The following is a 26903-nucleotide window of genomic DNA, read 5'->3' on the forward strand; positions in this document are numbered from 1 at the left end:
ATTAGCGCACCTTCAGCGTTGCCAGGCCAATCAGCACCAGCATCAGCGAAATAATCCAGAAGCGCACAATGACGCGCGGCTCCGGCCAGCCTTTCAGTTCATAGTGATGATGGATCGGCGCCATGCGGAAAATACGCTGACCGCGCAGCTTGAACGATCCCACCTGCAGGATCACCGACAGCGTCTCAACGACAAAAACGCCGCCCATGATCACCAGCAGGAACTCCTGACGCAGCAGCACGGCCAGCGTGCCGAGCGCGCCGCCCAGCGCCAGCGATCCGACGTCGCCCATAAAGACCTGCGCCGGATAGGTGTTGAACCACAGGAAGCCGAGCCCTGCCCCGACGATGGCGGTGCAGACGATCACCAGCTCGCCCGCGTGGCGCAGATAGGGAATATGCAGGTATTCAGCGAACTTCACGTTGCCGGTCGCCCAGGCGACCAGCGCGAAGCCTGCCGCGACAAACACGGTCGGCATAATCGCCAGGCCGTCAAGACCGTCAGTCAGGTTGACCGCGTTGCCGGTGCCGACAATCACGAAGTAGGCCAGTACCACGTAAAACAGCCCCAGCTGCGGCATGATGTCTTTAAAGAAGGGCACCACCAGCTGCGTGGCGGGCGTGCCGTTGCCGGCGGCGTAGAGCGCGAACGCCACGCCGAGCGAGATCACCGACATCCAGAAATATTTCCAGCGCGCGATCAGCCCTTTGGTGTCTTTGCGCACCACTTTGCGGTAGTCGTCGACAAAGCCGATTACGCCAAAGCCCACCAGCACCACCAGCACGCACCAGACATAGGGGTTAGAAGGATAGGCCCACATCAGCACCGACACGGTGATAGAGGTGAGGATCATAATGCCGCCCATGGTCGGCGTGCCGCGCTTGCTGAAGTGCGACTCCGGGCCGTCGTTGCGCACCACCTGGCCGATCTGCAGCTTCTGCAGCCAGGCGATCAGGCGCGGCCCCATCCATAAAGAGATAAATAACGCGGTCAGCAGGCTGACAATGGCGCGAAACGTCAAATACGAAAAGACGTTGAAGCCGGAATAAAAAGCGACCAGATGTTCGGCCAGCCAGACTAACATGTTCCCATCTCCTGTAGGTTCTGCACGACCTGCTCCATGGCAGCACTCCGCGAACCTTTAATCAAAACGGTTAATTCCCGATGTTCGGACAACAGCGTCCGTAAACGTTCCGTCAGCGCGGTTTTGTTGCTGAAATGTTCGCCAACGCCGCTGCTTTCGCTGATATGCGCGCTCAACAGGCCGACGCTCAGCACGCGATCGACGCCTGCGGCTTTCGCCGCCAGGCCGACTTCGCGATGGCACTGCTCCGCCTCTTCGCCCAGCTCCGCCATATCACCGACCACCATCACGCGGTAGCCGGGCATTTCGCCCAATACCTGCGCGGCGGCGGTCATCGAGCCGACGTTAGCGTTGTAGCTGTCGTCAAGCAGCAGCTGATGTTCGGCCAGGCGAATGGGGAACAGTCGGCCAGGCACCGCCTGCAGGTTTTTCAGGCCGCTTTGAATAGCGCTGAGCGGCGCATCCACCGAGAGCGCCAGCGCCGCGGCGGCCAGCGCGTTGGCGATGTTGTGGCGGCCCGGCAGCGGCAGCGTAATGGCGATGTCGCCCGCTGGCGTTTGCATAGTGAAATGGGTGCCGTCGACGCTGAGTCGGATATCGCGCGCCGCGAAGTCGCTGTCGGTGGCCTGCGGCGAAAAGCGCCAGACGCGTTTGCCGTGCAGATTCGCCTGCCAGTGCGGCCAGTCGTTGCTGTCGGCGTTAAGAATAGCGGTGCCGTTAGCCGGCAGACCGTTGAAGATCTCCCCTTTCGCCTTCGCCACGCCCGCCAGCGAGCCGAAGCCTTCCAGATGCGCCGCCGCCAGGTTATTCACCAGCGCGCTCTCAGGGCGCGTCAGCTCGGTGGTATAGGCGATTTCACCCTGATGATTCGCGCCCAGCTCGATCACCGCATACTGATGCTGCGGCGTCAGGCGCAGCAGCGTCATCGGCACGCCGAAGTCGTTATTGAGATTGCCCGCGGTGTAGAGCGTCTCGCCGCACTGGCGCAGAATGGCCGCGGTCATCTCTTTGACCGAGGTTTTGCCGGAGGAGCCGGTCAGCGCCACCACGCGCGCTTTCGCCTGCTGGCGCACCCAGGCGGCCAGCTTGCCGAAGGCGATGCGCGTGTCAGTGACCACCACCTGCGGCACGGAGACAGGTAAATACTTACTCACCAGCAGCGCCTGTGCGCCGCTGGCGATAGCCTCAGCGGCAAAGTCATGGGCGTCGAAGCGCTCGCCGACCAGCGCGACGAACAGGCTACCCTGCGTCACCTTGCGCGTGTCGGTGGTCACGTCGTTCAGGGTCAGGTCGCTGCCGTGCAGCGCGCCGCCGCTGATTTCAGCCAGAGTGGTAAGGGAAACCGGGATCATGCCGTGACTCCTAATAACGCGGCAACCGTGGCGCGGTCGGAGTAATCCAGACGACGCTGCCCCACGATTTGATAATCTTCATGACCTTTGCCCGCCACCAGCACGATGTCGTCAGGCTGCGCCTGCAAAACGGCATGCGTGACCGCCTGCGCACGACCCGCCATGACGCGCGCGCGATGCGGCTCAAGCAGTCCGGTCAGAATGTCGTTGACGATAGCCTGCGGATCTTCGCTGCGCGGGTTGTCGTCGGTAATCACCACCACATCGGCGAACTGTTCGGCAATGGCGCCCATCAGCGGGCGTTTGCCTTTATCACGGTCGCCGCCGCAGCCGAACAGGCACCACAGCTTGCCTTTGCAGTGCAGGCGTGCGGCTTCCAGCGCTTTTTCCAGCGCGTCCGGCGTATGGGCGTAATCCACCACCACGGTCGGTTTGCCCGGCGCGCTGAAGACTTCCATGCGGCCGCACACCGGCTGCAGCTGCGGCGCGGTGCGCACCAGATCGGCGAGCGGATAATCGAGCGCCAGCAGCGTGGCGCAGGCGAGCAGCAGATTGCTGACGTTGAAGGCGCCCATCAGGCGACTCTCAATCTCCCCTTCGCCCCAGCTGGAGCGGAAGCGAATATGCGCGCCGTTGTCGCGGTAGGTCACCTCTTCGGCTTTCAGCCAGCGGCCGTGGCAGCCCGGCTGGAGATTATTCTCCATGGTCACCGCGACGGCGTCGGGCAGCGTCGCCAGCCAGCGGCGGCCCACCTCGTCATCGGCGTTCAGGATCATTTCGCCGACCTGATGTTCGGTGAACAGCAGCTTTTTCGCCGATTCGTAGCTCTGCATGTCGCCGTGATAGTCGAGATGGTCGCGGCTCAGGTTGGTAAAGACGGCAGCGGCGAACGGCAGCGCCGCCACGCGGTGCTGCACCAGACCGTGGGAGGAGACCTCCATCGCGGTCAGCGTCGCGCCCTGCTGCGCCAGTTCGTGCAGCAGATGCTGAACGTCGACGGCCGAGCCGGTGGTATTTTCAGTAGCGCTGAGCTGTCCGAGCAGGCCATTGCCCACCGTGCCCATCACCGCGCCGGTTTCGCCCAGCAGCTGCGCCCACTGCGCCAGCAGCTGCGTCGTGGTGGTTTTACCGTTGGTGCCGGTCACGCCCACCAGCTTCTGTTTGTCGCCCGGCTGGCCGTAAAAACGTCCCGCCAGCGCCGAGAGCCGCTGTTGCAGCTGCGCCAGGTAGATAACCGGCACGCCGTGCATCTCGCGAATATCGCCATCGCTGGCTTCGCCTTCGGCTTCCGCAATCACGGCGGCCACGCCCTGCGCGATCGCCTGCGGAATAAAACGCCGTCCATCGGCGTGGTGGCCTGCGACCGCCACAAACAGATCGCCGGCGGCCGCTTTACGGCTGTCCAGTGTCATGTCTCCCAGGGGACGCGCCGGCGCGCCTGGCACCCAGGGGGCCAGCAGGTCGCGCAGGTTACGATCTGTCACTTTTTTCCTCACTTCTGTTGGTCGCCAGCTCGTTTTTATCATTGGTCGGCAACGCGTCCGGCTCGATGTTCATGGTGCGCAATACGCCGCCCATGATGGCACCGAACACCGGCGCGGAGACCGCACCACCATAATATTTGCCGGCCAGGGGATCGTTGATCACCACCACCAGCGCGAAACGAGGGTGACTGGCAGGCGCGACGCCTGCGGTGTAAGCAATATATTTATTGACGTAACGACCGTCCGGCCCGACTTTTTTCGCCGTGCCGGTTTTGATCGCGATGCGGTAGCCTTTAATCGCCGCTTTCACGCCGCCGCCGCCTGGCAGCGCGACGCTTTCCATCATATGCACCACGGTTTTCACCAGCGATTCCGGGAAAACGCGCTCGCCCGCGACGGGCGGATCGACCTTGGTGATCGACAGCGGGCGATGAATGCCGTAGCTGCCGATGGTCGCGTAGACACGTGCTAACTGTAACGGCGTTACCATTAGCCCGTAACCGAAAGAGAAGGTGGCCCTCTCTATGTCAGACCACCGTTGTTTTTGAGGGTATAAGCCACTACTTTCCCCGACCAGCCCCAAATTGGTCGGTTTACCCAACCCAAAGCGCGCGTAAGTATCTACCAGCGCTGAGGAGGGCATCGCTAACGCCAGTCGTGAAACACCGACGTTACTCGACTTCTGCAGAACCCCGGTAAGGGTCAGTTCGTTGTAGCGCGCCACGTCTTTGATCTCATGACCATTAACGCGATACGGCACGGTATTCAGCACGCTGTTCTCTCGCACCACGCCGCGCTGCAGCGCCGTCATCACCACCATCGGCTTCACGGTTGAGCCGGGTTCGAAAATATCGGTGATGGCGCGGTTGCGCATCATCTCTTTCGGCGTGTTGCTGAGGTTGTTGGGGTTGTAGGCCGGGCTGTTGGCCATCGCCAGCACTTCGCCGGTGTTCACGTCCACCAGCACGGCCGTGCCCGATTCAGCTTTGTTGAACGCGACGGCGTTATTGAGTTCACGGTAGACCAGCGCCTGCAAACGTTCGTCGATGCTCAGCGTCAGGTTATGGGCGGCGCGGCTGTCGACAGAGGAGATATCTTCTATGACGCGGCCGTTGCGGTCTTTACGCACCGTACGCTCGCCCGGCGCGCCGGTCAGCCACTTATCGAAGCTCTTCTCGATGCCTTCGATGCCCTGGCCGTCGATATTGGTAAAGCCGATCAGGTGAGAGGTCACCTGACCGGCCGGATAGTAGCGGCGCGACTCTTCGCGCAGATGGATGCCGGGCAGCTTGAGCTTTTTAACGTAGTCGCTGATAGCGGGGCTGACCTGGCGCGCCAGGTAGATAAAGCGCCCTTTTGGGTTGGCGTTGACGCGCGTCGCCAGCTGATCGAGCGGGATAGAGAGCGCGTCAGAGAGCGCTTTCCAGCGGCTGTCGAGGGTTACGCCGCCCGCGTCATGCAGCTCTTTCGGATCGGCCCAGATGGCGTTGACCGGCACGCTGACCGCCAGCGGACGCCCGGCGCGATCGCTGATCATGCCGCGCGCGGTCGGGATCGCCTGCACGCGCAGAGAGCGCAGATCGCCCTCTTTCACCAGCTTATCCGGGCTGATGACCTGGAGCCAGGCGACGCGCGACAGCAGGCCGCCCAGCGCCAGTAAAATACAGCCGCACAGCAACGCAAAACGCCAGCTTACAAAGCTGGCTTTATCTTCCTGTTTTCTCACCTTCAGCGTTTTGCTTGCGCCGCTCATTGCGATTTAGCGTTCCTTATTTCTGTACTACGATGTTTTCCTGTGACGGATCAACATGCTGCAGCTGTAGCTTCTCGGTGGCGATGCGCTCCACCCGGCTATGATCGCCCAGCGCGTTCTCTTCAAGGATCAGGTTACGCCATTCAATGTCCAGCGCGTCGCGCTCCAGTACCAGCTGCTCGCGCTGCGCGGTCAGCAGACGCGTTTTGTGCGTCGTGGTGACCACCGTCACGGCCGACACCAGCACGGCGATCAGCAGGATCACCGGGATTTTGCCGAAGCGCAGCAGGTCGCCACCAATGACGCCCGGCAGGCTGTGACGTTCGTTGCCGATCATGCGTCGGTTCTCTCAGCGATGCGCAATACCGAACTGCGCGCGCGCGGGTTATCCGCCACTTCCGCCTCGCCCGGCGTCATTTTGCCGAGCAGCTTTAGCTGACGTCCGCCCAGCGCTTTCAGCTGCGCTTCAGTCATCGGCAGGCCGGCCGGCACCTGCGGGCCGCGGCTCTGGTCGCGCATAAAACGCTTCACCAGGCGATCTTCCAGCGAGTGGAAGCTGATGACGGACAGACGCCCTTCCGGCGCCAGCGCCGACAACGCCCCTTTCAGCGCGGTGTCGATCTCTTCCAGCTCGCTGTTGATCCAGATGCGGATCGCCTGAAAGCTGCGCGTCGCCGGATGCTTGAATTTATCTTTCACCGGCGTCGCCGCGGCGATCACTTCGGCCAGCTCTTTGGTGCGCGTCATCGGCTGCTCGCGATTGCGCTCAACGATGGCGCGCGCGATGCGTTTGGCGAAACGCTCTTCGCCGTAGGTCTTCAGCACAAAGGCGATATCCCCCTCTTCCGCCTGCAGCAGCCACTCGGCCGCCGACTGGCCGCGCGTCGGATCCATACGCATATCGAGCGGTCCGTCGCGCATAAAGGAGAAGCCGCGCTCCGCGTCGTCCAGCTGCGGCGAGGAGACGCCTAAATCGAGCAGGATGCCATTAATTTTGCCGCTGAGTTCCAGCGCCTCGACATACTCCGCCAGCGCGGAGAAAGGGCCATGCACAATCGAGAAGCGCGGGTCCGTGATTTCGGCGGCGGCCGCGATAGCCTGCGGGTCGCGATCGATGGCGATAAGCCGTCCCTGCGCGCCCAGCTGCGACAGAATCAAACGCGAATGTCCGCCGCGACCAAAGGTGCCGTCGATGTAGATGCCGTCTTCCCTGATATTGAGGCCGTTAACCGCCTCGTCCAGCAGCACCGTGGTATGTTTAAAATTTTCCTGCATAGCTATAGCGACAAGTCCTGCAACCGATCAGATAAAGGTTCCTGAGCCGACTGTTCTGCGTCAATGTCATCCTTAACTTGTTGATACCAGGTCTGTTCATCCCACAGTTCAAACTTGTTGAACTGGCCGACCAGCATCACTTCTTTCGTCAGGTGCGCGTGTTGACGAAGGGTATTCGCCAGCAGTAAGCGGCCTGCGTTATCCATCTGACACTCACTGGCATGCCCTAACAGCAGTCGCTGAACGCGACGCTCGACGGGGTTCATGCTGGATAAGCGAGACAGCTTTTTTTCAATGATTTCCCATTCGGGCAGAGGATAAAGGAGCAGGCAGGGTTGATGAAGGTCGATGGTGCATACCATCTGCCCTTGAGATTCCCCGATCAGCTGGTCGCGATAGCGTGTTGGTACGGCCAGTCGCCCCTTGCTGTCGAGATTGACTAACGTTGCTCCACGGAACATGCCAGCCTTCCCCTCAGCTCCCCATTTTCACCACTTTATCCCACTTTTTACCACGCCACGAGTTTACGGAGGCGATGAAATCATTGTCAAGCCGAAGCGCGGCGGGAATATAACTATTTACAAGGGGTAATTTCGCTGATTGAAAAGCAACAAAGCGGGGAAAAGGGCAATTTCAAAAATTAACCTGATGAATAATGGTATAAAAACAGCAAGCCTTAAAAAAATGATTAAAAATAAAGCTGACCGCCTGCGGGAATATTCTTCACGGTTTCTGAGACAGGGGCTGCATTTTAGGGGATTTCTGAACGTCTCGTCGCTGCACCTTACGTGACGAGCACCGTGAGCAAGCGCAAGATCTGGACATTTTACAAACACATCGCGGCTAATGTGTTAGGTAAGGTGTCGCATATTTACGCTTTTTTACCCTAAAAATTGACGAACATTAATGCGAGAAAATTTAAGGGCAGCGGCGTCGCTGCCTGTTGGCTATTTAACTTTGCGGCTCAGCTGACCGCGACGGAATAAATTACGTCGAATACGGGTTAATCCCGGTTTCGGTTTTCGCGGTTCATCAAGCGAAGCCAGAACTAACTCCAGCACGCGCTCCGCCACGTCGCGATGACGCTGCCCAACCGCCAGCACCGGACACTCCAGAAAGTCCAGTAATTCGTGGTCGCCAAATGTGGCGATCGCGAGGTCGGTCGGCAGGCGTCCGTCACGTTTTAGCGTCACGTCCATCACGCCCTGCAGCAGGCCGAACGAAGTAGTAAAAAGCGCCTCCGGCATCTCGTGATCGTCGAGATATTTTTCGAACAGCGCCGCGGCCGCCGTGCGCTCGAAGCTGTTGCAGTAGATATAGTCGACAGGACGCGGATCCTCTTTCCAGGCGTCGCGGAAACCCATTTCCCGCAGAAAACTCACGGAAAGCTCTGGCAGCGCGCCGAGAAACAGCACATTTTTCACCGGAAGCTGACGCAATTCAGCCGCCAGGGTGAAAGAGTCGTCCTGATCGGCGCCAACCACGCTGGTGAAGTGTTCACGATCCAGCGCGCGGTCTAGCGCGATAATCGGCAGCGGATCGTGGATCCAGCGCTGATAGAACGGATGCTCCGGCGGCAGCGAGGTTGAGACGATAATCGCATCCACCTGACGCTGCAGCAGATGTTCGATACAGCGCATCTCGTTGTCAGGCTGATCTTCCGAACAGGCGATTAGCAGCTGATAGCCGCGCTGACGCGCCTGCCGCTCCAGATAGTTGGCGATGCGGGTATAGCTGGTGTTCTCCAGATCGGGGATCACCAGGCCGATAGAGCGCGTGCGGCCGGCCCGCAGGCCCGCCGCCACGGCATTAGGGTGATAGTTATGTTCACGCACCACCGCCATCACTTTCTCGACGGTTTTTTCGCTGACACGATACTGCCGCGCCTTGCCATTGATGACATAACTGGCCGTGGTGCGCGACACGCCTGCCAGACGCGCGATTTCATCCAGTTTCACGATAACTCCATACTTCACGGCAAGCCGAGCTGCGGCAGATGCCCGCAACTAAGCTAAGGGTAACTCGTTTGTCACATCTAACAGCAGAATAGTGCGCCGAGCAACCGCTTTTCACAGCGATCCCTGCATAGCGCATAAAATAAAAAAACCCGGCATTACGCCGGGTTAGAGACAGTCACCTGGCGTGATTAACGCATAATGCGATCGCCGCGCGACACGCCGACGATGCCGGAACGCGCCACTTCAACGATTTCCGCCACTTCGCGTACCGTACTGAGGAAGGCGTCGAGCTTGTCACTGGTGCCCGCCAGCTGAACCGTGTACAGCGTCGGCGTCACGTCGATAATCTGACCGCGGAAGATTTCAGCGCTGCGCTTCACCTCTTCGCGTCCATAGCCGGTGGCCTGCAGCTTCACCAGCATAATTTCGCGCTCGACGTAGGCGCCCTGCCCCAGTTCACTGACGCGCAGCACGTCCACCAGCTTGTGCAGCTGCTTTTCAATCTGCTCCAGCACTTTTTCGTCGCCGACCGTTTGAATTGTCATGCGCGATAGCGTTGGATCGTCGGTGGGCGCGACGGTCAGGCTCTCGATGTTGTAACCGCGCTGGGAAAACAGCCCCACTACGCGAGACAATGCGCCGGATTCGTTCTCCAGCAGAACCGATAAAATACGACGCATAATTAAGTCCTCTCCGTTTTGCTCAGCCACATCTCATCCATCGACCCGCCGCGGATCTGCATCGGGTAGACGTGCTCGCTGCCGTCGACGGTAACGTCGACGAACACCAGACGCCCTTTCGCCAGCGAGTCCAGCGCCAGCTGCAGCTTCTCTTCCAGTTCGGAAGGATGCTGAATCGCGATGCCGACATGGCCGTACGCTTCGGCCAGGCGCACGAAGTCAGGCAGCGACTCCATATAAGACTGCGAATGGCGGCCGGAATAGATCATATCCTGCCACTGCTTCACCATGCCGAGCACGCGGTTGTTGAGGCTCAGCACCAGTACCGGCAGATCGTACTGCAGCGCGGTAGACAGCTCCTGGATATTCATCTGGATGCTGCCATCGCCGGTGACGCAGATCACCGTCTCTTCCGGCAGCGCCATCTTAACGCCCAGCGCGGCCGGCAGGCCGAAGCCCATGGTGCCCAGTCCGCCGGAGTTGATCCAGCGGCGCGGTTTATCAAAGGGATAATAGAGCGCCGCGAACATCTGATGCTGGCCGACATCCGAGGTGACGTACGCGTCGCCGTGGGTCAGACGCCAGATAGTCTCGATCACCGCCTGCGGCTTGATCTTGTCGCTGTTGCGATCGAACGCCAGACATTGACGGCTGCGCCAGCCTTCGATGCTCTGCCACCAGTCGCGCAGGCTGTCGAATTCCTGCTTTGTCTCGCTCTGCGCCAGCAGCTCCAGCATCTGCTGCAGCGTCTGTTTCGCATCGCCGACGATAGGAATGTCCGCCGCGACGGTTTTCGAGATCGAGGTCGGATCGATGTCGATATGCAGCACCGTGGCGTTCGGGCAATATTTGGCCAGATTGTTGGTGGTGCGATCGTCGAAGCGCACGCCGACAGCGAAGATCAGGTCGGCGTTGTGCATCGTCATATTGGCTTCATAGGTGCCGTGCATGCCGAGCATGCCCACCGACTGGCGATGGGTGCCGGGAAACGCCCCTAGCCCCATCAGCGAGCTGGTCACCGGGATGTTCAGCGTTTCAGCCAGCTGCAGCAGTTCCGCCTCGCATGAGGAGGTGATCGCCCCGCCGCCAACGTACATCACCGGCTTGTGCGCGGCCAGCAGCGTGTTTAAGGCGCGCTTGATCTGTCCTTTATGCCCCTGAATGGTCGGATTATAGGAGCGCATGCTCACCGAGTCCGGATAGACGTAGGGCAGCTTGTTGGCCGGATTGAGAATATCTTTCGGCAGATCGATAACCACCGGGCCTGGCCGCCCGCTGGCCGCCAGCCAGAAGGCTTTTTTCAGCACCGTCGGGATCTCTTCGGTGCTTTTCACCAGAAAACTGTGTTTCACCACCGGGCGGGAAATCCCCACCATATCGCACTCCTGAAAGGCGTCGTAGCCGATCAGCGAGGAAGGCACCTGGCCCGACAGGATCACCAGCGGAATCGAGTCCATATAGGCGGTGGCGATCCCGGTAATAGCGTTGGTCGCGCCGGGACCCGAGGTCACCAGCACCACGCCGACTTCGCCCGTGGCGCGCGCCAGGCCGTCGGCCATATGCACGGCGCCCTGCTCGTGGCGCACCAGTATGTGATCAATTCCGCCCACGGTTTGCAGCGCGTCGTAAATATCCAGCACCGCGCCGCCCGGATAACCGAACACCTGCTTTACGCCCTGATCGATTAACGAACGGACGACCATTTCGGCTCCTGACAACATCTCCATCTTCTGCCTCCAGGCTTGGGGAGCGGAGGTCGGCAACCTGCGCATTGCAGCGCGCCGCCGATATCCAGCTCTGATTCGCCAGTTAATATCAAAAACTTATGTTTATGCGCAGACAGCGAAGGTGGTTCACGCTGTCCAGATACAGAGAAATCTGTCTGGTTGATTGTTTTAAGAGTTGGTCGATTACCATAACCGTAGAAAACCTGGCAGGCAAACGTCAGACGGCTCTCTTATCGCTAATCTGGCCGTAAAGGCTCTGCGCGATAAGAAATCTGCGCGAGGATTTATCTAATTCGCTGCGATTTAGGTAGAAGAAAATGCTGGGGGTGAAAACATTTTTAGCGGGTTATAAGAAATAACAAAAAATTAATTTCTTTGCTGCTGGCTCACAATCCGCCAGAGAGATTCATTTCTGGCGTGATTAACTCTGAAATAAAGCCAGCACACGATATTGTTCCGCGCTAAACCGCGCGACGCTTTTTACCATCAGGTGAAAAGAACCCAATAAACACATTTAATTCAAACAGATAAAATATTTAGCCTGTGCTTTTGCGGTCGCGGTCGACGCTGGCCGCCGCGCGCGTCGCCAAACCTCGCCGGTTTCACCAGAGCAGCGCTAAATGACAGGATTTTTTTCTTAATGCGCCGGCAAAAATAGCCTTTTACTTATGGTTGACATCCCGACCCGATTCCAGTACCAATATGTGCAGCACAACATTTTACGAGGTTCGAATCCATGTTTCATTCATTCCGCCTACTCGGTCTACTACTTAACGCATTCAGTTTGCGCGGTAGACTCGTGGGCAGAATCAAACACTGATTCGAACCTGCTGAAAGTTAAAAACCCGCGCCCTGCGCGGGTTTTTTTATGCTCGTTGCACGGTGAAGTTAACGCATAAGGATGAATACGATGAGCCAGCAAGTCATTATTTTCGATACCACTCTGCGCGACGGTGAGCAGGCATTACAGGCCAGCCTGAGTGTGAAAGAAAAATTGCAGATCGCACTGGCGCTGGAGCGTATGGGTGTCGACGTGATGGAAGTCGGTTTTCCGGTTTCGTCGCCGGGCGACTTCGAATCCGTACAGACCATCGCGCGCACCATTAAAAACAGCCGGGTCTGCGGACTGGCGCGCTGCGTCGAGAAAGATATCGACGCCGCCTGGGAAGCGCTGCGCGTGGCGGAGGCCTATCGTATCCACACCTTTATCGCCACCTCGCCGATGCATATCGCCACCAAACTGCGCAGCACCCTGCCTGAGGTGATTGAACGCGCGGTGCACATGGTGAAGCGCGCGCGCAACTATACCAGCGACGTCGAATTTTCCTGCGAAGATGGCGGCCGTACGCCGATCGACGACCTGTGTCGCGTGGTAGAAGCGGCGATCAACGCCGGTGCCACCACCATCAACATTCCTGACACCGTGGGTTACACCCTGCCCGGAGAGTACGCCAGCATCATCAGCCAGCTGATCAACCGCGTGCCGAATATCGACAAAGCGATCCTGTCGGTGCACACCCATGACGATTTAGGCATGGCGACCGGCAACGCGCTGGCGGCCGTGCAGGCCGGCGCGCGCCAGGTCGAAGGCACGCTGAACGGCCTGGGCGAACGCGCCGGCAACTGCGCGCTGGAAGAGGTGATCATGGCGATCAAAACCCGCCAGCAGATCCTGAACGTGCACACCAACATCCAGCATCAGGAAATTTACCGCACCAGCCAGATGGTGAGCCAGATCTGCAATATGCCGATCCCGGCCAACAAGGCAGTGGTCGGCTCCAACGCCTTCGCCCACTCTTCCGGCATTCATCAGGACGGTGTGCTGAAGAACCGCGAGAACTATGAAATCCTGACGCCGGAGTCGATCGGCCTGCATAAAATCCAGCTGAACCTGACTTCGCGTTCCGGCCGCGCCGCGGTGAAACACCGCATGGAAGAGATGGGCTATAAAGAGAGCGACTACAGCCTGGACGCGCTGTATGACGCCTTCCTGAAACTGGCCGATAAAAAAGGCCAGGTGTTTGATTACGACCTGGAAGCGCTGGCCTTTATCAACAAACAGCATGAAGAGCCGGAGCATTTCCAGCTGAACGAGTTCAACGTGCAGACCGGCACCAGCGTCACGGCGACCGCCTCGGTGCAGCTGGGCTGCGGCGAAGAGACCAAAGCGGACGCCGCCACCGGTAACGGTCCGGTCGACGCGGTTTATCAGGCGATCAACCGCATTACCGGCTTTGAAGCTGAGCTGATGCACTACAAGTTAACGGCGAAAGGCCACGGCGAGAACGCGCTGGGCCAGGTCGATATCGTGGTCAACTACAACGGCCGCAAATTCCACGGCGTGGGCCTGGCGACCGATATCGTCGAGTCCTCCGCGAAAGCGATGGTGAACGCGCTGAACAATATCTGGCGCGCCAAAGAAGTTGAAAAAGAACTGCAGCGCAAATTTCAGAAGGAAACGGTGTAACTATGTCTACCTCTTCTCATATCGCAGTATTGCCTGGCGACGGCATCGGCCCGGAAGTGATGGCGCAGGCCATGAAGGTGCTGGACGCGATTCGTCACCGCTTTGATATGCGCATCACCACCAGCGAATATGACGTCGGCGGCATCGCCATCGACCGTCACGGCGAACCGCTGCCGCCTGCCACCGTCGCAGGCTGCGAGCAGGCCGACGCCATTCTGTTCGGCTCGGTCGGCGGCCCGAAATGGGAGCATCTGCCGCCCGCGTCGCAGCCAGAGCGCGGCGCGCTGCTGCCGCTGCGCAAGCATTTCAAACTGTTCAGCAACCTGCGCCCGGCCGCGCTCTATCAGGGTCTGGAAGCGTTCTGTCCGCTGCGCGCCGATATCGCCGCGAAAGGGTTCGATATCCTGTGCGTGCGCGAGCTGACCGGCGGCATTTACTTCGGCCAGCCGAAAGGCCGTGAAGGCAGCGGTCCGCACGAGCGCGCCTTCGACACTGAGGTTTACCACCGTTTCGAGATTGAGCGCATCGCCCGCATCGCCTTTGAGTCGGCGCGCAAGCGTCGCAATAAAGTCACCTCTGTCGACAAAGCCAACGTGCTGCAGACCTCGGTGATGTGGCGCGAAATCGTCAATGAAGTGGCGAAAGATTACCCCGACGTGCAGCTGAGCCATATCTATATCGACAACGCCACCATGCAGCTGATCAAAGACCCGTCGCAGTTCGACGTGCTGCTCTGCTCCAATCTGTTCGGCGACATTCTCTCTGACGAATGCGCGATGATCACCGGCTCAATGGGCATGCTGCCCTCCGCCAGCCTGAACGAAGAGGGTTTTGGCCTGTATGAGCCAGCAGGCGGCTCCGCGCCGGACATCGCCGGGCAGAATATCGCTAACCCGGTGGCGCAGATCCTGTCGCTGTCGCTGCTGCTGCGCTACAGCCTGAATGCCGACGCCGCCGCCGACAGCATCGAGCGCGCCATCAGCCGCGCGCTGGAAGAAGGCTATCGCACCCGTGATTTGGCCGGCGACGGCCCCGCCGTCTCCACTGATGAGATGGGCAGCATCATTGCCCGCTTTATCGCCGAGGAAAAATAAAATAATGAAAACTTTATACCAGAAGTTATTTGATGCACATGTCGTTTACGAAGCGCCCAACGAGACGCCGCTGCTCTATATCGATCGTCACCTGATCCACGAGGTGACGTCGCCGCAGGCCTTTGACGGTCTGCGCGCCCACGGCCGCAAGGTGCGTCAGCCGTCGAAGACCTTCGCCACCATGGATCACAACGTCTCGACCCAAACCAAAGACATCAACGCCTCCGGCGAGATGGCTCGCATCCAGATGCAGGAGCTGATCAAGAACTGCGCCGAGTTCGGCGTACAGCTCTACGATCTGAACCATCCGTTTCAGGGCATCGTGCACGTTATCGGGCCTGAGCAGGGCATGACGCTGCCGGGCATGACCATCGTCTGCGGCGATTCGCACACCGCGACCCACGGCGCATTCGGTTCGCTGGCCTTCGGCATCGGCACCTCGGAAGTGGAGCACGTCTTCGCCACCCAGACGCTGAAGCAGGGTCATGCCAAAACCATGAAAATTGAAGTGCTGGGCGACGCCGCAACGGGCATCACCGCCAAAGACATCGTGCTGGCGATTATCGGCAAAACCGGCAGCGCGGGCGGCACCGGCCACGTAGTGGAGTTCTGCGGCCCGGCTATCGAAGCACTGAGCATGGAAGGTCGTATGACGCTGTGCAATATGGCGATCGAGATGGGCGCCAAAGCGGGCCTGGTGGCGCCGGACGATACCACCTTTAACTATCTGAAGGGTCGTCAGTTCGCGCCGCAGGGCGAGAAGTGGGAGCAGGCGGTGGAATACTGGCGCACCCTGAAGTCGGACGAAGGCGCGCACTACGACGCCGTGGTGACGCTGAACGCCGCCGACATCGCGCCGCAGGTGACCTGGGGCACCAACCCGGGCCAGGTGATCGCCGTGGATCAGCTGATCCCCAATCCGGCCTCGTTTGCCGATCCGGTCGAGCGCGCCTCCGCCGAGAAGGCGCTGGCCTATATGAATCTGCAGCCGGGCATTCGCCTGACCGACGTGGCGATCGACAAGGTGTTTATCGGTTCCTGCACCAACTCGCGCATCGAAGATTTGCGCGCCGCAGCGGCCATCGCCAAAGGACGCAAGGTCGCGCCGGGCGTGGTGGCGATGGTGGTGCCAGGCTCCGGTCCGGTGAAAGCGCAGGCGGAAGCGGAAGGTCTGGACAAGATTTTCCTCGAAGCCGGTTTCGAATGGCGCCTGCCGGGCTGCTCAATGTGTCTGGCGATGAACAACGACCGCCTGAATCCAGGCGAGCGCTGCGCCTCGACCAGCAACCGTAACTTTGAAGGTCGTCAGGGTCGCGGCGGACGCACCCATCTGGTCAGCCCGGCGATGGCCGCCGCAGCGGCTGTGTCCGGCCACTTTGCCGATATCCGTGAACTGACAGGAGCTTGATCATGGCGAATAAATTTACTCAGCACACCGGCATCGTCGCCCCGCTGGACGCGGCGAACGTCGACACCGACGCCATTATTCCCAAGCAGTTTCTGCAGAAGGTGACGCGCACCGGCTTTGGCGCGCACCTGTTTCACGACTGGCGTTTCGACGATGACGCCGGCACCGTGCCGACCGCCAGCTTTGTGCTGAACAAGCCAGAGTTTCAGGGCACCAGCATTCTGCTGGCGCGTGAAAACTTCGGCTGCGGCTCCTCGCGCGAGCACGCGCCCTGGGCGCTGACCGATTTCGGTTTTCACGTGGTGATTGCGCCGAGCTTCGCCGACATTTTTTACGGCAACAGTTTCAACAACCAGCTGCTGCCGGTGCGCCTCAGCGATGAGCAGGTCGACGAGATGTTCCAGCTGGTGGCGGCGCAGCCGGGCATCCGCTTTACCGTCGATCTGGAAGCGCAGACGGTGACGGCGGGCGACAAGGTCTATTCGTTCGAGATCGACAGCTTCCGTCGCCACTGCATGCTGAACGGCCTCGACAGCATCGGCCTGACGCTGCAGCACGAAGCGGCGATTACCGACTACGAACAGCGCCAGCCTGCGTTTCTGAATTAAGGCTTACTTCCAGACAGCACTAAAGTCAAAACGAGGGTGGCATGGGCAGAAGAGCAAAGCGTACCGCGACAGGGATGTCGCGGGCCGAGCGAGCATGGATGCCTTGAGCGCCTTTGCGATCGGCCCATGCCACCCTCGTTAGCACCGGTCCTGTTTAAGGGCGACCACCGCGTCGCCCTTCTCTTTTATACGTTCTTCACGCGCGTCGACATGGCGAACGCCGCGACGGCCAGCCCCAGCGCCAGCCAGTACACCGCAATATGCCCGAAGCGCTCGCTGAGCGTGCCCTGAATTACCCCCGCCAGAATCATTCCGGTGGAAATTGAGTTGGTGAACATCGTGGTCGCCGCTCCTGGCCTGCCCGGCATCAGATCCTGAAACCACAGCATGCCGATGCCGGCGATAATGCCGATAAACACCGCGTTAAACAGCTGCAGCGCCATCAGCGCGGTCTGCGAGGCGAATATCACCAGCCCGGCGTAAAACAGAATGCCCGCCGCCAGGGCGACCAGCATCAGATTGCGCTTGCCGACGCGCTTCGCGTAGTGCCCGGCCAGCAGCATCACCGGGATCTCCAGCCCGGCAGCGGTGCCCATCAGCAGCCCCGCCAGCTTCTCTGGCAGCCCCAGCGTCACGCTGATATAGAGCGGCATATCGATGATATACATGGTGTTGCAGGTCCACATCGTCACCGAGGCGATAAACAGCAGGCGCACGTCGCGGTCGCGCCAGCCGCTCAGCGGCATGCCGCCGCTCCTCATCAGCGGCTGGGCGCGCGGCACCGACGGCAGGGTGAATTTGATCAGCACAATACAGACCAGAAACAGCGCGGCCGCCACCAGAAACAGCGTCACGAAGCCGAAGTTAAGCGCCAGCGCGAACGACAGCGGCGGACCGATTACCCAGGCGAGCGACAGCTGCGCGCGCATCACCGAACTGAACATCACCGCTTCGCGCGCCGACTGGTCGGCATACTCGCGCGCCAGCGCGAAGATCTGCGGCATTGACACGCTGGCCAGCGCCGAGAGCAGCACGCCCAGGGTGATCAGCGTCAGATAGTGGCGGGTAAAGGCGAACAGCAGCGCGTTGCAAAAGGCCATCACACAGCAAAAGAGGATCAGCGTGCGGCGATCGCCGCGGCTGTCGGAGCGCTTCGCCACCAGCATGCTGACGGCAATGCCCGCAATGGCGTTGACGGTGAAAAAGAGCCCGACCCAGAAGGGGCGCGCCTGCACCTCGCGCGTCAGAAACAGGCTCAGCGTCGGCGCCTGCAGCGCGCCGGCGACGCCGATCATAAAAGAGGCCGCCATAAAAGCGAGGAAGACCGGATTGATACGGCGCGTCCGGGTTAACAGCGACTTCATAGCGACATCCCTTTCAGGTAATAAAGCGGGAAAAACAAGAGAAAGGATTCTAGCGCAACAGAAAAAAGCCAGCAGAGAAAATCACTGCTGGCGGTGTAATTGCACCCTACTCAGAAAAGATCCCGCCGCAGCGGCATCATGGTCGAGCGCCATTCAGTGCTGAATGCCTCCCGCTCTTCCAATAGCGCTAAGTTTGCCCGTAATATGAGGCAGGAAAAACTGAGCGCTTTTCACAAGGAGTTCCTCATTTATGTCCTCATCGCGCCTTAAGCAGCAGTTCATCCGCCTGTGGCAAAGCTGTCACGGCGAGAGCCAGTTGGTCACGCTGAGCGAGCTGGCCGAGCGGCTGCACTGCTCGCGTCGCCATATGCGCAACCTGTTGAATGCGATGCAGGAGGCGGGCTGGCTCACCTGGCAGGCGGAGGCGGGACGCGGCAAGCGCTCGCAGCTCAGCTTCTGCTACACGGGGCTGGCGCTGCAGCAGGAGCGCGCCGAAGATCTGCTGGCGCAGGATCGCATCGATCAGCTGGTGCAGCTGGTCGGCGACAAGGCGGAGGTGCGCCAGATGATCCGCGCCCACCTTGGCCGCAGCTTTCGTCAGGGCAAACATATTTTGCGCGTGCTCTACTACCGGCCGCTGCTTAACCTGCTGCCTGGCTCGCCGCTGCGCCGCTCGGAAACCCATCTGGCGCGGCAAATTTTCAACGGCCTGACGCGTATAAATGAGGAAAACGGGGAAATCGAAGCGGATATCGCCCATCACTGGCAGGCGATCTCGCCGCTGCACTGGCGCTTCTACCTGCGCCCGGCGATCCGCTTTCACCACGGCCGCGAGCTGGAGATGGCGGACGTGATTTCAAGCCTGGAGCGCCTGCGACCGCAGCCGCTCTTCTCCCATATCCGTGAGATTGATTCGCCCGCGCCCTGGACGCTGGATATTCACCTCAGCGAACCGGACAGCTGGCTGCCGTGGCTGCTCGGCAGCGTCAGCGCGATGATCCTGCCGCGCGAGTGGCCGCAGATGCGCGACTTTGCCCGCCAGCCCGTCGGCACCGGCCCCTATCGCGTGGTACGCAACCAGCAGAGCCAGCTGAAAATCGAAGCGTTCGACGACTACTTCGGCTTTCGCGCGCTGATCGACGACGTCTCTATCTGGGTGCTGCCGGAGATCAGCGACGAGCTGGTCTATTCCGGCGTGCGGCTGCAGGGCGACGGCGAGGATGAAAAATCAGAAGAGAGCCGCCTTGAAGAGGGCTGCTATTTCCTCTTGTTCGACCAGCGCTCCGCGACAGGTCGCGACGCGGCCATCCGCCGCTGGCTCGGCTATCTGCTTAATCCCATCGCCCTGCTCAACCATGCGGAGATGGGCTATCAGCGCTACTGGTATCCCGCCTACGGCCTGCTGCCGCGCTGGCATCACCGCCGCGACCTGACGCCGGTGGAGAAGCCGGCGGGGCTGGAGAGCCTGACGCTGACCTGGTACAGCCAGCATGTGGAACATCACGGCATCGCCAGCGCGCTGCGTCCGCTGCTGGCGCAGCATCAGGTGCAGCTGATTACCCGCGAGGTCGACTACGAAACCTGGCATCAGGGCGAGGCGGAGAGCGACGTCTGGCTCGGCAGCGTCAACTTCACTCTGCCGCTGGAGTATGCGCTGTTCGCCCAGCTCTACGAGATCCCGCTGCTGCATCACTGTCTGCCGCTCGACTGGCAAGGCGACGCCTCGCGCTGGCGGCGCAAAGCGCTGCCGCTCGCCGAATGGAGCAAGCGGCTGCTGGACGCGGGCGGTTTGCATCCGCTGTTCCATCACTGGCTGCTGCTGGAAGGCCAGCGCAGCATGCGCGGCGTGCGGCTTAACACCCTCGGCTGGTTCGACTTTAAATCCGCCTGGTTCGCGCCGCCGACGCTGTGACGCTTTCCCCCTGGCGTCGAAATGTCTAGAATGAGCCGTTCTCAACGGGGTGCCTGCAAAAGGCTGAGATAAACCCGTCGAACCTGATTCGGTTAATACCGACGTAGGGATTTGAGAGGCTGCTACGCTCAGATCCTTTGCGACTCATAACAACTCTCCCCTGGAGCGCAAAGTGGTTAAACAGATTCTCCCTCTGCTGATGTTGCTGTCCGTGCCGGCGCTGGCGGCCAAACCTGCCCTGACCGTCTATACCTACGACTCGTTCTCCGCCGAATGGGGCCCCGGCCCGGCGGTTAAAAAAGCGTTTGAAGCGCAGTGCGGCTGCGAGCTGAACTATGTGGCGCTGGAAGATGGCGTCTCGCTGCTGAACCGCGTGCGCATGGAGGGCAAGAACAGCAAGGCCGACGTGGTGCTCGGCCTCGATAACAATCTGCTGCAGGCGGCGCAGCAGACCGGCCTGTTCGCCAAAAGCACGGTCGATCTCCATAGCCTGACGCTGCCAGGCGGCTGGCAGGATCAGACCTTCGTGCCCTTCGACTATGGCTACTTCGCCTTCGTCTACGATAAAACGCGCCTGAAAAACCCGCCCACCAGCCTGAAAGAACTGGTAGAGAGCCCGGAAAAGTGGCGTGTCATCTATGAAGATCCGCGCACCAGCACCCCAGGTCTCGGCCTGCTGCTCTGGATGCAGAAGGTCTACGGCGACAAGGCGCCAGAGGCCTGGCAGAAGCTGGCGCAGAAAACCGTCACCGTGACCAAAGGCTGGAGCGAAGCCTACGGACTGTTCCTGAAAGGCGAAGGGGATCTGGTGCTGAGCTACACCACCTCGCCCGCCTATCACCTGATTGAAGAGAAGAAAGCGAACTACGCCGCCGCGCCGTTCGCCGAAGGCCACTACCTGCAGGTAGAAGTCGCCGCGCAGCTCGCCAGCAGCAAGCAGCCGAAACTGGCGCAGCAGTTCATGCAGTTTATGCTGACGCCCGCCTTCCAGAACGCCATCCCGACCGGCAACTGGATGTATCCGGTGATCAAAAGCGATCTGCCCGCCGGTTTCCAGACGCTGAGCGTGCCGCAAACCGCGCTGCACTATAGTCCGCAGGACGTGGCGCAGCAGCGCGCCAGCTGGATTAGCGCATGGCAACGCGCCGTCAGCCGTTAATCCCGCTGTGGCTGGCGCCGGGCGGCGCTGCCGCGCTGCTGCTGCTCGCCGTGGCGCTGCTGGCGTTCGGCGCGCTCTGGTTCAGCGCGCCGACGGGCGACTGGCGTGGGCTGCTGCACGACAGCTATCTGCGCCATGTGGTGCGCTTCTCCTTTACCCAGGCGCTGCTCTCCGCGCTGCTGTCGCTGCTGCCGGCGATCCCGCTGGCGCGCGCGCTTTACCGGCGCCGGTTTCCCGGCCGCCAGCTGCTGCTGCGCCTCTGCGCCATGACGCTGGTGCTGCCGGTGCTGGTGGCGGTATTCGGCCTGCTGACGGTCTATGGCCGGGTCGGCTGGCTGGCGCAGCTCTGCCAGCTGCTCGGCGTTGACTACCGCTTTTCGCCCTATGGACTGCAGGGCATTCTGCTGGCGCACGTTTTTTTCAACCTGCCGCTGGCGACGCGCCTGATGCTGCAGGCGCTGGAGAGCATTCCCGGCGAGCAGCGTCAGCTCGCCGCCCAGCTCGGCCTGCGCGGCTGGCATCTGTTCCACCTGCTGGAGTGGCCCTGGCTGCGCCGTCAGCTGCTGCCGACCGGCGCGCTGATTTTTATGCTCTGCTTCGCCAGCTTCGCCACCGTGCTGTCGCTCGGCGGCGGCCCGCAGGCCACCACCGTTGAACTGGCGATCTTTCAGGCGCTGAGCTACGACTACGATCCCGGCCGCGCCGCGCTGCTGGCGCTGATCCAGCTCGCCTTCTGCCTGACGCTGGTGCTGCTGAGCCAGCGCTTCAGCAAGGCGATCCCAGCGGGCAGCACGCCGCTGCGCGGCTGGCGCGATCCGCAGGATTCGCGGCGCGCGCGCTTTGCCGACACGCTGATTATCACGCTGGCCCTCTTGCTGCTGCTGCCGCCGCTGCTGGCGGTGGTGGTTGACGGGCTGCGCGGCGCGTCGGGCGGCGCGCTGGCGCAGCCGGCGCTGTGGCAGGCGACCCTGACCTCGCTGCGCATCGCTGTCGGCGCTGGCGTGCTCTGCGTCACGCTGACCATGATGCTGCTGTGGAGCAGCCGCGAGCTGCGCCTGCGTCAGCGCCTGCTGCCTGCGCAGCTTATAGAAACCAGCGGCATGCTGATCCTGGCGATGCCGGGCATCGTGCTGGCGACCGGCTTCTTTCTGCTGTTCAACGCCACCACCGGCCTGCCCGACTCGCCCGACGGGCTGGTGATCTTCGCCAACGCGCTGCTCGCCGTGCCCTATGCGCTCAAGGTGCTGGAAAATCCGATGCGCGATCTTGCCGAGCGCTATACGCATCTCTGCGCCTCGCTGGGCGTCAGCGGCTGGAACCGGCTGCGGCTGATTGAACTGCGCGCGCTGAAGCGTCCGCTGGCGCAGGCGCTGGCTTTCGCCTGCGTGCTCTCTATCGGCGACTTCGGCGTGGTGGCGCTGTTCGGCAGCGCCGACTTCCGCACCCTGCCCTTTTACCTCTATCAGCAAACCGGCGCCTACCGCGGCGCAGACGGCGCGGTCACCGCGCTGCTGCTGCTGGCGCTCTGTTTGCTGCTGTTTACCCTGATGGAATCCCTTCCTGGCCGCCATGCTGACACTGACTAATCTGACCTATCTCTATCAACATCTGCCGATGCGTTTCAGCCTCAGCGCCGCGCGCGGCGAACGGCTGGCGGTGCTGGGGCCAAGCGGCGCGGGCAAAAGCACACTGCTGAGCCTGATCGCCGGCTTTCTGCCGGTCAGCCAGGGCGCGCTGCGCATCGACGGCGCGGATCACACCCACAGCGTGCCGTCGCAGCGTCCGGTGTCGATGCTGTTTCAGGAGAACAACCTGTTTCCACACCTTAACGTGCAGCAGAATATGGCGCTGGGCCTGCATCCGGGGCTGAAGCTCAACGCCGCGCAGCGGCGCCAGCTGGAGGAGATTGCCGATCAGGTGGGGTTAAGCGATCTGCTGACGCGCCTGCCGGGCCAGCTCTCCGGCGGTCAGCGGCAGCGCGCGGCGCTGGCGCGCTGTCTGCTGCGCGAGCGTCCGGTGCTGCTGCTCGACGAGCCCTTTTCGGCGCTCGATCCGGCGCTGCGTAACGAGATGCTGCAGCTGGTGCGGCGCGTCTGCGAGGCGCGGGCGATCACCCTGTTGATGGTGTCGCACAGCCTGGAGGATGCGCAGCAGATTGCGCCGCGCAGTCTGGTGATCGTCGACGGCCGCGTCTACTGGGACGGCGCGACCGAGGCGCTGTTGTCGGGCAATACGCGCGAAGCCGAGGTGCTCGGCATCGCGCGCGCGTCAGGCAAAAAAGACCTGCCATAGCAGCCGACGGAACATCGGCATCATCGGATGGAACTGGATGGCGGCGAAGGCGGCCACCGCGACGATCATGCCCAGCGGCGCCAGCCAGCGCAGGCGCGCAGGTGGCAGATACGGCGTCGCCCAGTCGCGGCTTTTGCCGCTGCGCCACCAGCGCCAGCCGAGCCAGCAGCCCAGCCACACCAGCAGCGCCACCAGCAGCAGCAGCCACTTAAAGGCGCCGCTCTGCGCGTCCTTCGGCACGTCAATCGCCACGCCCGCCAGAATGCCCGGCAGCAGATAGAGCGGCGGCCACAGCAGGCAGCCGATCAGGTTCGGCGGCAGAAATTTGCGCACCGGCAGTTCAAGCATGCCCGCCGCCAGTGGGATCAGCGGACGCGTCGGCCCGACAAAGCGCCCGACCAGAATGGTAAACATGCTGTGCTGATGCAGCGCGTGCTCGGTTTTATCCAGCAGCCCTTTGTATTTTTGCAGGTATTTCCAGCGGTGCAGCGGCCCCTGAAACTTCCAGCCGATGCCGTAAGAGAGCCAGTCGCCCAGCAGGCAACCGACAATGCCCGCCGCCCAGGCGGGATAGAGCCCAATCTGCCCGCTGCCCACCAGCGCGCCCAGGCTCGCCATCATCACGGTGCCCGGTAGCAGCAGGCCGACAAAGGCCAGCGATTCAAGAAAGGTCACCAGCGCAACGGCGATCAGCGCGTACTCCAGCGACTGCGTAAACAGATGTTGAATCCAGGCTTCCATAACCGTCCTTCTCAGATTTCGGATGCTGGATTGTCCAGAGGCGGCGCGGCAGCGTCAAGGTAAGAATTGTAGGGTGATATTGACAAAAGCGCGCCCGCGCGCACTGGATAAATAACCATGATATACTCTGGCTGTTTTTTCCTCTGGAGCCGATGTGAATACGCCGCGCGCAGGATTCCTGCTTACCCGTCACTGGCGCGACAGCGCTCAGGGCACTGAAATCATCTTCTGGCTGGCCACCGACAGCGGCGCGCAGCGTCTGGTGCTGCCCGCTCAGGAGGCGGTGGCCTTTATTCCGCGCGACTATCAGCCGCAGGTGGAAGCGCTGCTGCGCGACGAGCGCCAGGTGCGCTTCCAGCCGCTGGCGCTGAGGGATTTTCGCCGTCGCCCGGTGTTCGGCCTCTACTGTCGCCAGCATCGCCAGCTACAGCGGCTGGAGAAGCTGCTGCGCGAACAGGGCATTCCGGTTTATGAAGCGGATATCCGGCCGCCGGAGCGTTTCCTGATGGAGCGCTTTATCACCGCGCCGGTCTGGTTCAGCGGCGAGCCGCAGGGCGACACGCTGGTCAACGCCCGCCTGAAGCCGCATCCCGACTACCGTCCGCCGCTGAAGTGGGTGTCGCTGGATATTGAAACCACCCAGCACGGTGAACTTTACTGCATCGGGCTGGAGGGCTGCGGCCAGCGGCAGGTCTTTATGCTGGGCCCGCCCAACGGCGACGCCAGCGCGCTCGACTTCGAGCTGACTTATCTCGATACGCGCCCGCAGCTGCTGGAAGCGCTTAACGCCTGGTTCGCCGAACACGATCCCGACGTGCTGATCGGCTGGAACGTCATTCAGTTCGATCTGCGCGTGCTGCAAAAACACGCCGATCGCTACGGCATCCCGCTGCGCCTCGGCCGGCAGAATACGCCGCTGGAGTGGCGCGAGCACGGCTTCAAGCCTGGCGTCTTTGCCGCCGGCGCACCGGGCCGTCTGATTATCGACGGCATCGAGGCGCTGAAATCCGCCTTCTGGATGTTCCCCTCTTTTAGCCTCGAGTCGGTGTCGCAAACCCTGCTGGGCGAAGGCAAGGCGATCGACAATCCCTGGCACCGCATGGAGGAGATCAACTGGCGCTTCGCCAATGATAAGCCGGCGCTGGCGCGCTACAACCTCAAAGACTGCGAGTTGGTCACGCGCATCTTCCATAAAACCGAGATTATGCCGTTTCTGCTGGAGCGCGCGTCGGTAAACGGCCTGGCGGCGGATCGCCACGGCGGATCGGTGGCGGCCTTTAACCATCTTTATATTCCGCGTATGCACCGCGCCGGCTTTGTCGCGCCAAATCTCGGCGAGATCGCGCCGGAGGCGAGCCCAGGCGGCTACGTGATGGATTCGCGTCCCGGCCTCTACGACTCGGTGCTGGTGCTCGACTACAAAAGCCTCTATCCGTCGATTATCCGCAGCTTCCTGATCGATCCGGTTGGCCTGGTGGAAGGGCTGGCGCATCCCGACGACGCCGATTCCGTGCCTGGCTTCCGCGAGGCGCGCTTCTCACGGCAAACACACTGTCTGCCCGCCCTTGTTGAGCAGATCTGGCAGGGACGCGAAGCGGCCAAACAGCAGGGCAATCAGCCGCTGTCGCAAGCGCTAAAGATCATTATGAACGCCTTTTACGGCGTGCTCGGCACCAGCGCCTGCCGTTTCTTCGATCCTCGCCTCGCCTCCTCAATCACCCTGCGCGGCCACGCCATTATGCAGCAGACGCGCCAGCTCATTGAAGCGCAGGGCTTTGATGTGATTTACGGCGATACCGACTCGACCTTCGTCTGGCTGAAAGCGCCGCACGGCGAGGCGGAGGCGGCCGCCATCGGCCGCGCGCTGGCGGAGCAGATCAACGTCTGGTGGCGCGAGCATCTGCAGCAGCAGTACGGCCTAACCAGCGCGCTGGAGCTGGAGTATGAAAACCACTTCAGCCGCTTCCTGATGCCGACCATTCGCGGCGCCGAACAGGGCAGTAAAAAACGCTACGCCGGGCTGATCCGCGACGGCGCCAGCGAGCGCATGGTGTTCAAAGGGCTGGAGTCGGTGCGCACCGACTGGACGCCGCTGGCGCAGCAGTTTCAGCAGGCGCTCTACGGCCGCATCTTTCGCGGCGAACCCTGGCAGGATTACGTGCGCGACACGGTGGCGCGCCTGCTGGCGGGCGAGCTGGACGACCAGCTGGTGTATAAAAAACGGCTGCGCCGCCCGCTGGCCGACTATGAGCGCAACGTGCCGCCGCACGTGCGCGCCGCGCGGCTGGCGGACGAGCAGAACCGCAAGCTGAACCGGCCGCTGCAGTACCAGAACGGCGGCTCCATTCGCTACGTAATGGCGACGGCCGGCCCCGAGCCGCTGGAGGCGCGCGTCACGCCGCTGGACTACGATCACTACGTCAGCAAGCAGCTGCAGCCGGTGGCTGACGGCATTTTGCCTTTCGTCGACGGCGACTTTGCTACACTGATTACTGGGCAGCTGGGGCTTTTTTGACAGGTGACGAACGGCCTGCCTTCCAGTACC

22 protein-coding genes and 1 riboswitch are annotated in these 26903 nt (G+C 61.3%); of the genes, 10 read left to right on the plus strand and 12 right to left on the minus strand.

The genetic code is table 11. The features are described from left to right. Window position 1: 1 nt before the first annotated feature. From mraY to ilvI, 10 genes are all read right to left on the minus strand, one after another. On the minus strand, window positions 2-1084 hold the full coding sequence (gene mraY / locus B2J69_RS09360; RefSeq protein ID WP_081138594.1) for a phospho-N-acetylmuramoyl-pentapeptide-transferase: 1083 nt from the start codon (window positions 1082-1084) through the stop codon (window positions 2-4). Beyond that, complete coding sequence (gene murF / locus B2J69_RS09365; RefSeq protein ID WP_081138596.1) at window positions 1078-2436, minus strand: UDP-N-acetylmuramoyl-tripeptide--D-alanyl-D-alanine ligase; 1359 nt, start codon at window positions 2434-2436, stop codon at window positions 1078-1080. Before murF ends, mraY begins: the two co-directional genes overlap by 7 nt. After that, a complete protein-coding gene (murE, locus tag B2J69_RS09370) occupies window positions 2433-3920 on the minus strand; it encodes a UDP-N-acetylmuramoyl-L-alanyl-D-glutamate--2,6-diaminopimelate ligase (protein ID WP_081138602.1) in 1488 nt (495 codons plus the stop codon). The genes murF and murE overlap by 4 nt, the downstream gene beginning before the upstream one ends. Next, window positions 3907-5673 carry a peptidoglycan glycosyltransferase FtsI gene (locus tag B2J69_RS09375; protein ID WP_081138608.1) on the minus strand — a complete coding sequence of 589 codons (1767 nt, stop codon included), beginning with the start codon at window positions 5671-5673 and terminating at the stop codon, window positions 3907-3909. Before B2J69_RS09375 ends, murE begins: the two co-directional genes overlap by 14 nt. A 16-nt stretch (window positions 5674-5689) precedes the next feature. Continuing rightward, complete coding sequence (gene ftsL, locus B2J69_RS09380; protein ID WP_081138610.1) at window positions 5690-6010, minus strand: cell division protein FtsL; 321 nt, start codon at window positions 6008-6010, stop codon at window positions 5690-5692. Further along, entirely contained in the window at window positions 6007-6948 is a 942-nt protein-coding gene (gene rsmH / locus B2J69_RS09385; RefSeq protein ID WP_081138612.1) for a 16S rRNA (cytosine(1402)-N(4))-methyltransferase RsmH, read from the minus strand. Before rsmH ends, ftsL begins: the two co-directional genes overlap by 4 nt. 2 nt (window positions 6949-6950) lie before the next feature. Beyond that, on the minus strand, window positions 6951-7409 hold the full coding sequence (gene mraZ / locus B2J69_RS09390; protein WP_081138615.1) for a division/cell wall cluster transcriptional repressor MraZ: 459 nt from the start codon (window positions 7407-7409) through the stop codon (window positions 6951-6953). Window positions 7410-7895: 486 nt separating this feature from the next. Continuing rightward, window positions 7896-8906, minus strand: a complete 1011-nt coding sequence (gene cra, locus B2J69_RS09395) for a catabolite repressor/activator (RefSeq protein WP_081138617.1) — start codon at window positions 8904-8906, stop codon at window positions 7896-7898. 188 nt (window positions 8907-9094) lie between these two features. After that, a complete protein-coding gene (gene ilvN, locus B2J69_RS09400) occupies window positions 9095-9586 on the minus strand; it encodes an acetolactate synthase small subunit (RefSeq protein WP_081138620.1) in 492 nt (163 codons plus the stop codon). 2 nt (window positions 9587-9588) lie between these two features. Beyond that, window positions 9589-11313, minus strand: a complete 1725-nt coding sequence (ilvI, locus tag B2J69_RS09405) for an acetolactate synthase 3 large subunit (RefSeq protein ID WP_081138623.1) — start codon at window positions 11311-11313, stop codon at window positions 9589-9591. A gap of 736 nt (window positions 11314-12049) precedes the next feature. On the opposite strand from ilvI, the gene leuL reads away from it, so the two are divergent. From leuL to leuD, 5 genes are all read left to right on the plus strand, one after another. After that, complete coding sequence (leuL, locus tag B2J69_RS24520) at window positions 12050-12133, plus strand: leu operon leader peptide (protein ID WP_127908400.1); 84 nt, start codon at window positions 12050-12052, stop codon at window positions 12131-12133. A 90-nt stretch (window positions 12134-12223) separates the two neighbouring features. Next, on the plus strand, window positions 12224-13780 hold the full coding sequence (gene leuA / locus B2J69_RS09410) for a 2-isopropylmalate synthase (RefSeq protein WP_081138625.1): 1557 nt from the start codon (window positions 12224-12226) through the stop codon (window positions 13778-13780). Between the two features lie 2 nt (window positions 13781-13782). Further along, window positions 13783-14874: a 3-isopropylmalate dehydrogenase gene (leuB, locus tag B2J69_RS09415; protein ID WP_081138628.1), complete on the plus strand. Its 1092-nt coding sequence runs from the start codon at window positions 13783-13785 to the stop codon at window positions 14872-14874. A 4-nt stretch (window positions 14875-14878) separates the two neighbouring features. Beyond that, window positions 14879-16282, plus strand: a complete 1404-nt coding sequence (gene leuC / locus B2J69_RS09420; RefSeq protein WP_081138630.1) for a 3-isopropylmalate dehydratase large subunit — start codon at window positions 14879-14881, stop codon at window positions 16280-16282. A 2-nt stretch (window positions 16283-16284) separates the two neighbouring features. Continuing rightward, window positions 16285-16890: a 3-isopropylmalate dehydratase small subunit gene (leuD, locus tag B2J69_RS09425; protein ID WP_081138633.1), complete on the plus strand. Its 606-nt coding sequence runs from the start codon at window positions 16285-16287 to the stop codon at window positions 16888-16890. Between the two features lie 185 nt (window positions 16891-17075). Here leuD and B2J69_RS09430 read toward each other — a convergent pair whose 3' ends face one another. Further along, entirely contained in the window at window positions 17076-18254 is a 1179-nt protein-coding gene (locus B2J69_RS09430) for an MFS transporter (RefSeq protein ID WP_081138635.1), read from the minus strand. Window positions 18255-18504: 250 nt separating this feature from the next. Here B2J69_RS09430 and sgrR point away from each other — a divergent pair, with 250 nt between their 5' ends. The 4 genes from sgrR (at window position 18505) to thiQ (ending at window position 23617) form a co-directional block, all read left to right on the plus strand. Beyond that, on the plus strand, window positions 18505-20166 hold the full coding sequence (gene sgrR, locus B2J69_RS09435; protein ID WP_081138638.1) for an HTH-type transcriptional regulator SgrR: 1662 nt from the start codon (window positions 18505-18507) through the stop codon (window positions 20164-20166). Between the two features lie 35 nt (window positions 20167-20201). Beyond that, window positions 20202-20294: riboswitch (TPP riboswitch) on the plus strand. A gap of 44 nt (window positions 20295-20338) precedes the next feature. Beyond that, complete coding sequence (gene thiB / locus B2J69_RS09440) at window positions 20339-21325, plus strand: thiamine ABC transporter substrate binding subunit (protein WP_081138641.1); 987 nt, start codon at window positions 20339-20341, stop codon at window positions 21323-21325. Then, window positions 21301-22911, plus strand: coding sequence for a thiamine/thiamine pyrophosphate ABC transporter permease ThiP (gene thiP / locus B2J69_RS09445; protein WP_081138644.1), 1611 nt, complete (start codon window positions 21301-21303; stop codon window positions 22909-22911). The genes thiB and thiP overlap by 25 nt, the downstream gene beginning before the upstream one ends. Beyond that, entirely contained in the window at window positions 22895-23617 is a 723-nt protein-coding gene (thiQ, locus tag B2J69_RS09450; protein WP_081138646.1) for a thiamine ABC transporter ATP-binding protein ThiQ, read from the plus strand. Before thiP ends, thiQ begins: the two co-directional genes overlap by 17 nt. On the opposite strand, the gene B2J69_RS09455 is transcribed toward thiQ, so the two are convergent. Further along, complete coding sequence (locus B2J69_RS09455) at window positions 23594-24358, minus strand: DedA family protein (RefSeq protein ID WP_081138648.1); 765 nt, start codon at window positions 24356-24358, stop codon at window positions 23594-23596. The genes thiQ and B2J69_RS09455 overlap by 24 nt on opposite strands. A 154-nt stretch (window positions 24359-24512) precedes the next feature. On the opposite strand from B2J69_RS09455, the gene polB reads away from it, so the two are divergent. Further along, complete coding sequence (polB, locus tag B2J69_RS09460) at window positions 24513-26873, plus strand: DNA polymerase II (RefSeq protein WP_081138651.1); 2361 nt, start codon at window positions 24513-24515, stop codon at window positions 26871-26873. Window positions 26874-26903: the final 30 nt, after the last annotated feature.

The organism is Pantoea latae (assembly GCF_002077695.1).
Lineage (GTDB): Bacteria > Pseudomonadota > Gammaproteobacteria > Enterobacterales > Enterobacteriaceae > Pantoea > Pantoea latae.

Excerpts from the sequence above, each read along its gene's own strand:
- mraY (WP_081138594.1), bottom strand. The coding sequence starts at position 1,084 with ATGTTAGTCTGGCTGGCCGAACATCTGGTCGCTTTTTATTCCGGCTTC.
- murF (WP_081138596.1), bottom strand. The coding sequence starts at position 2,436 with ATGATCCCGGTTTCCCTTACCACTCTGGCTGAAATCAGCGGCGGCGCG.
- B2J69_RS09375 (WP_081138608.1), bottom strand. The coding sequence starts at position 5,673 with ATGAGCGGCGCAAGCAAAACGCTGAAGGTGAGAAAACAGGAAGATAAA.
- ftsL (WP_081138610.1), bottom strand. The coding sequence starts at position 6,010 with ATGATCGGCAACGAACGTCACAGCCTGCCGGGCGTCATTGGTGGCGAC.
- rsmH (WP_081138612.1), bottom strand. The coding sequence starts at position 6,948 with ATGCAGGAAAATTTTAAACATACCACGGTGCTGCTGGACGAGGCGGTT.
- mraZ (WP_081138615.1), bottom strand. The coding sequence starts at position 7,409 with ATGTTCCGTGGAGCAACGTTAGTCAATCTCGACAGCAAGGGGCGACTG.
- ilvN (WP_081138620.1), bottom strand. The coding sequence starts at position 9,586 with ATGCGTCGTATTTTATCGGTTCTGCTGGAGAACGAATCCGGCGCATTG.
- ilvI (WP_081138623.1), bottom strand. The coding sequence starts at position 11,313 with ATGGAGATGTTGTCAGGAGCCGAAATGGTCGTCCGTTCGTTAATCGAT.
- leuL (WP_127908400.1), top strand. The coding sequence starts at position 12,050 with ATGTTTCATTCATTCCGCCTACTCGGTCTACTACTTAACGCATTCAGT.
- leuA (WP_081138625.1), top strand. The coding sequence starts at position 12,224 with ATGAGCCAGCAAGTCATTATTTTCGATACCACTCTGCGCGACGGTGAG.
- leuB (WP_081138628.1), top strand. The coding sequence starts at position 13,783 with ATGTCTACCTCTTCTCATATCGCAGTATTGCCTGGCGACGGCATCGGC.
- leuC (WP_081138630.1), top strand. The coding sequence starts at position 14,879 with ATGAAAACTTTATACCAGAAGTTATTTGATGCACATGTCGTTTACGAA.
- leuD (WP_081138633.1), top strand. The coding sequence starts at position 16,285 with ATGGCGAATAAATTTACTCAGCACACCGGCATCGTCGCCCCGCTGGAC.
- B2J69_RS09430 (WP_081138635.1), bottom strand. The coding sequence starts at position 18,254 with ATGAAGTCGCTGTTAACCCGGACGCGCCGTATCAATCCGGTCTTCCTC.
- sgrR (WP_081138638.1), top strand. The coding sequence starts at position 18,505 with ATGTCCTCATCGCGCCTTAAGCAGCAGTTCATCCGCCTGTGGCAAAGC.
- thiP (WP_081138644.1), top strand. The coding sequence starts at position 21,301 with ATGGCAACGCGCCGTCAGCCGTTAATCCCGCTGTGGCTGGCGCCGGGC.
- thiQ (WP_081138646.1), top strand. The coding sequence starts at position 22,895 with ATGCTGACACTGACTAATCTGACCTATCTCTATCAACATCTGCCGATG.
- B2J69_RS09455 (WP_081138648.1), bottom strand. The coding sequence starts at position 24,358 with ATGGAAGCCTGGATTCAACATCTGTTTACGCAGTCGCTGGAGTACGCG.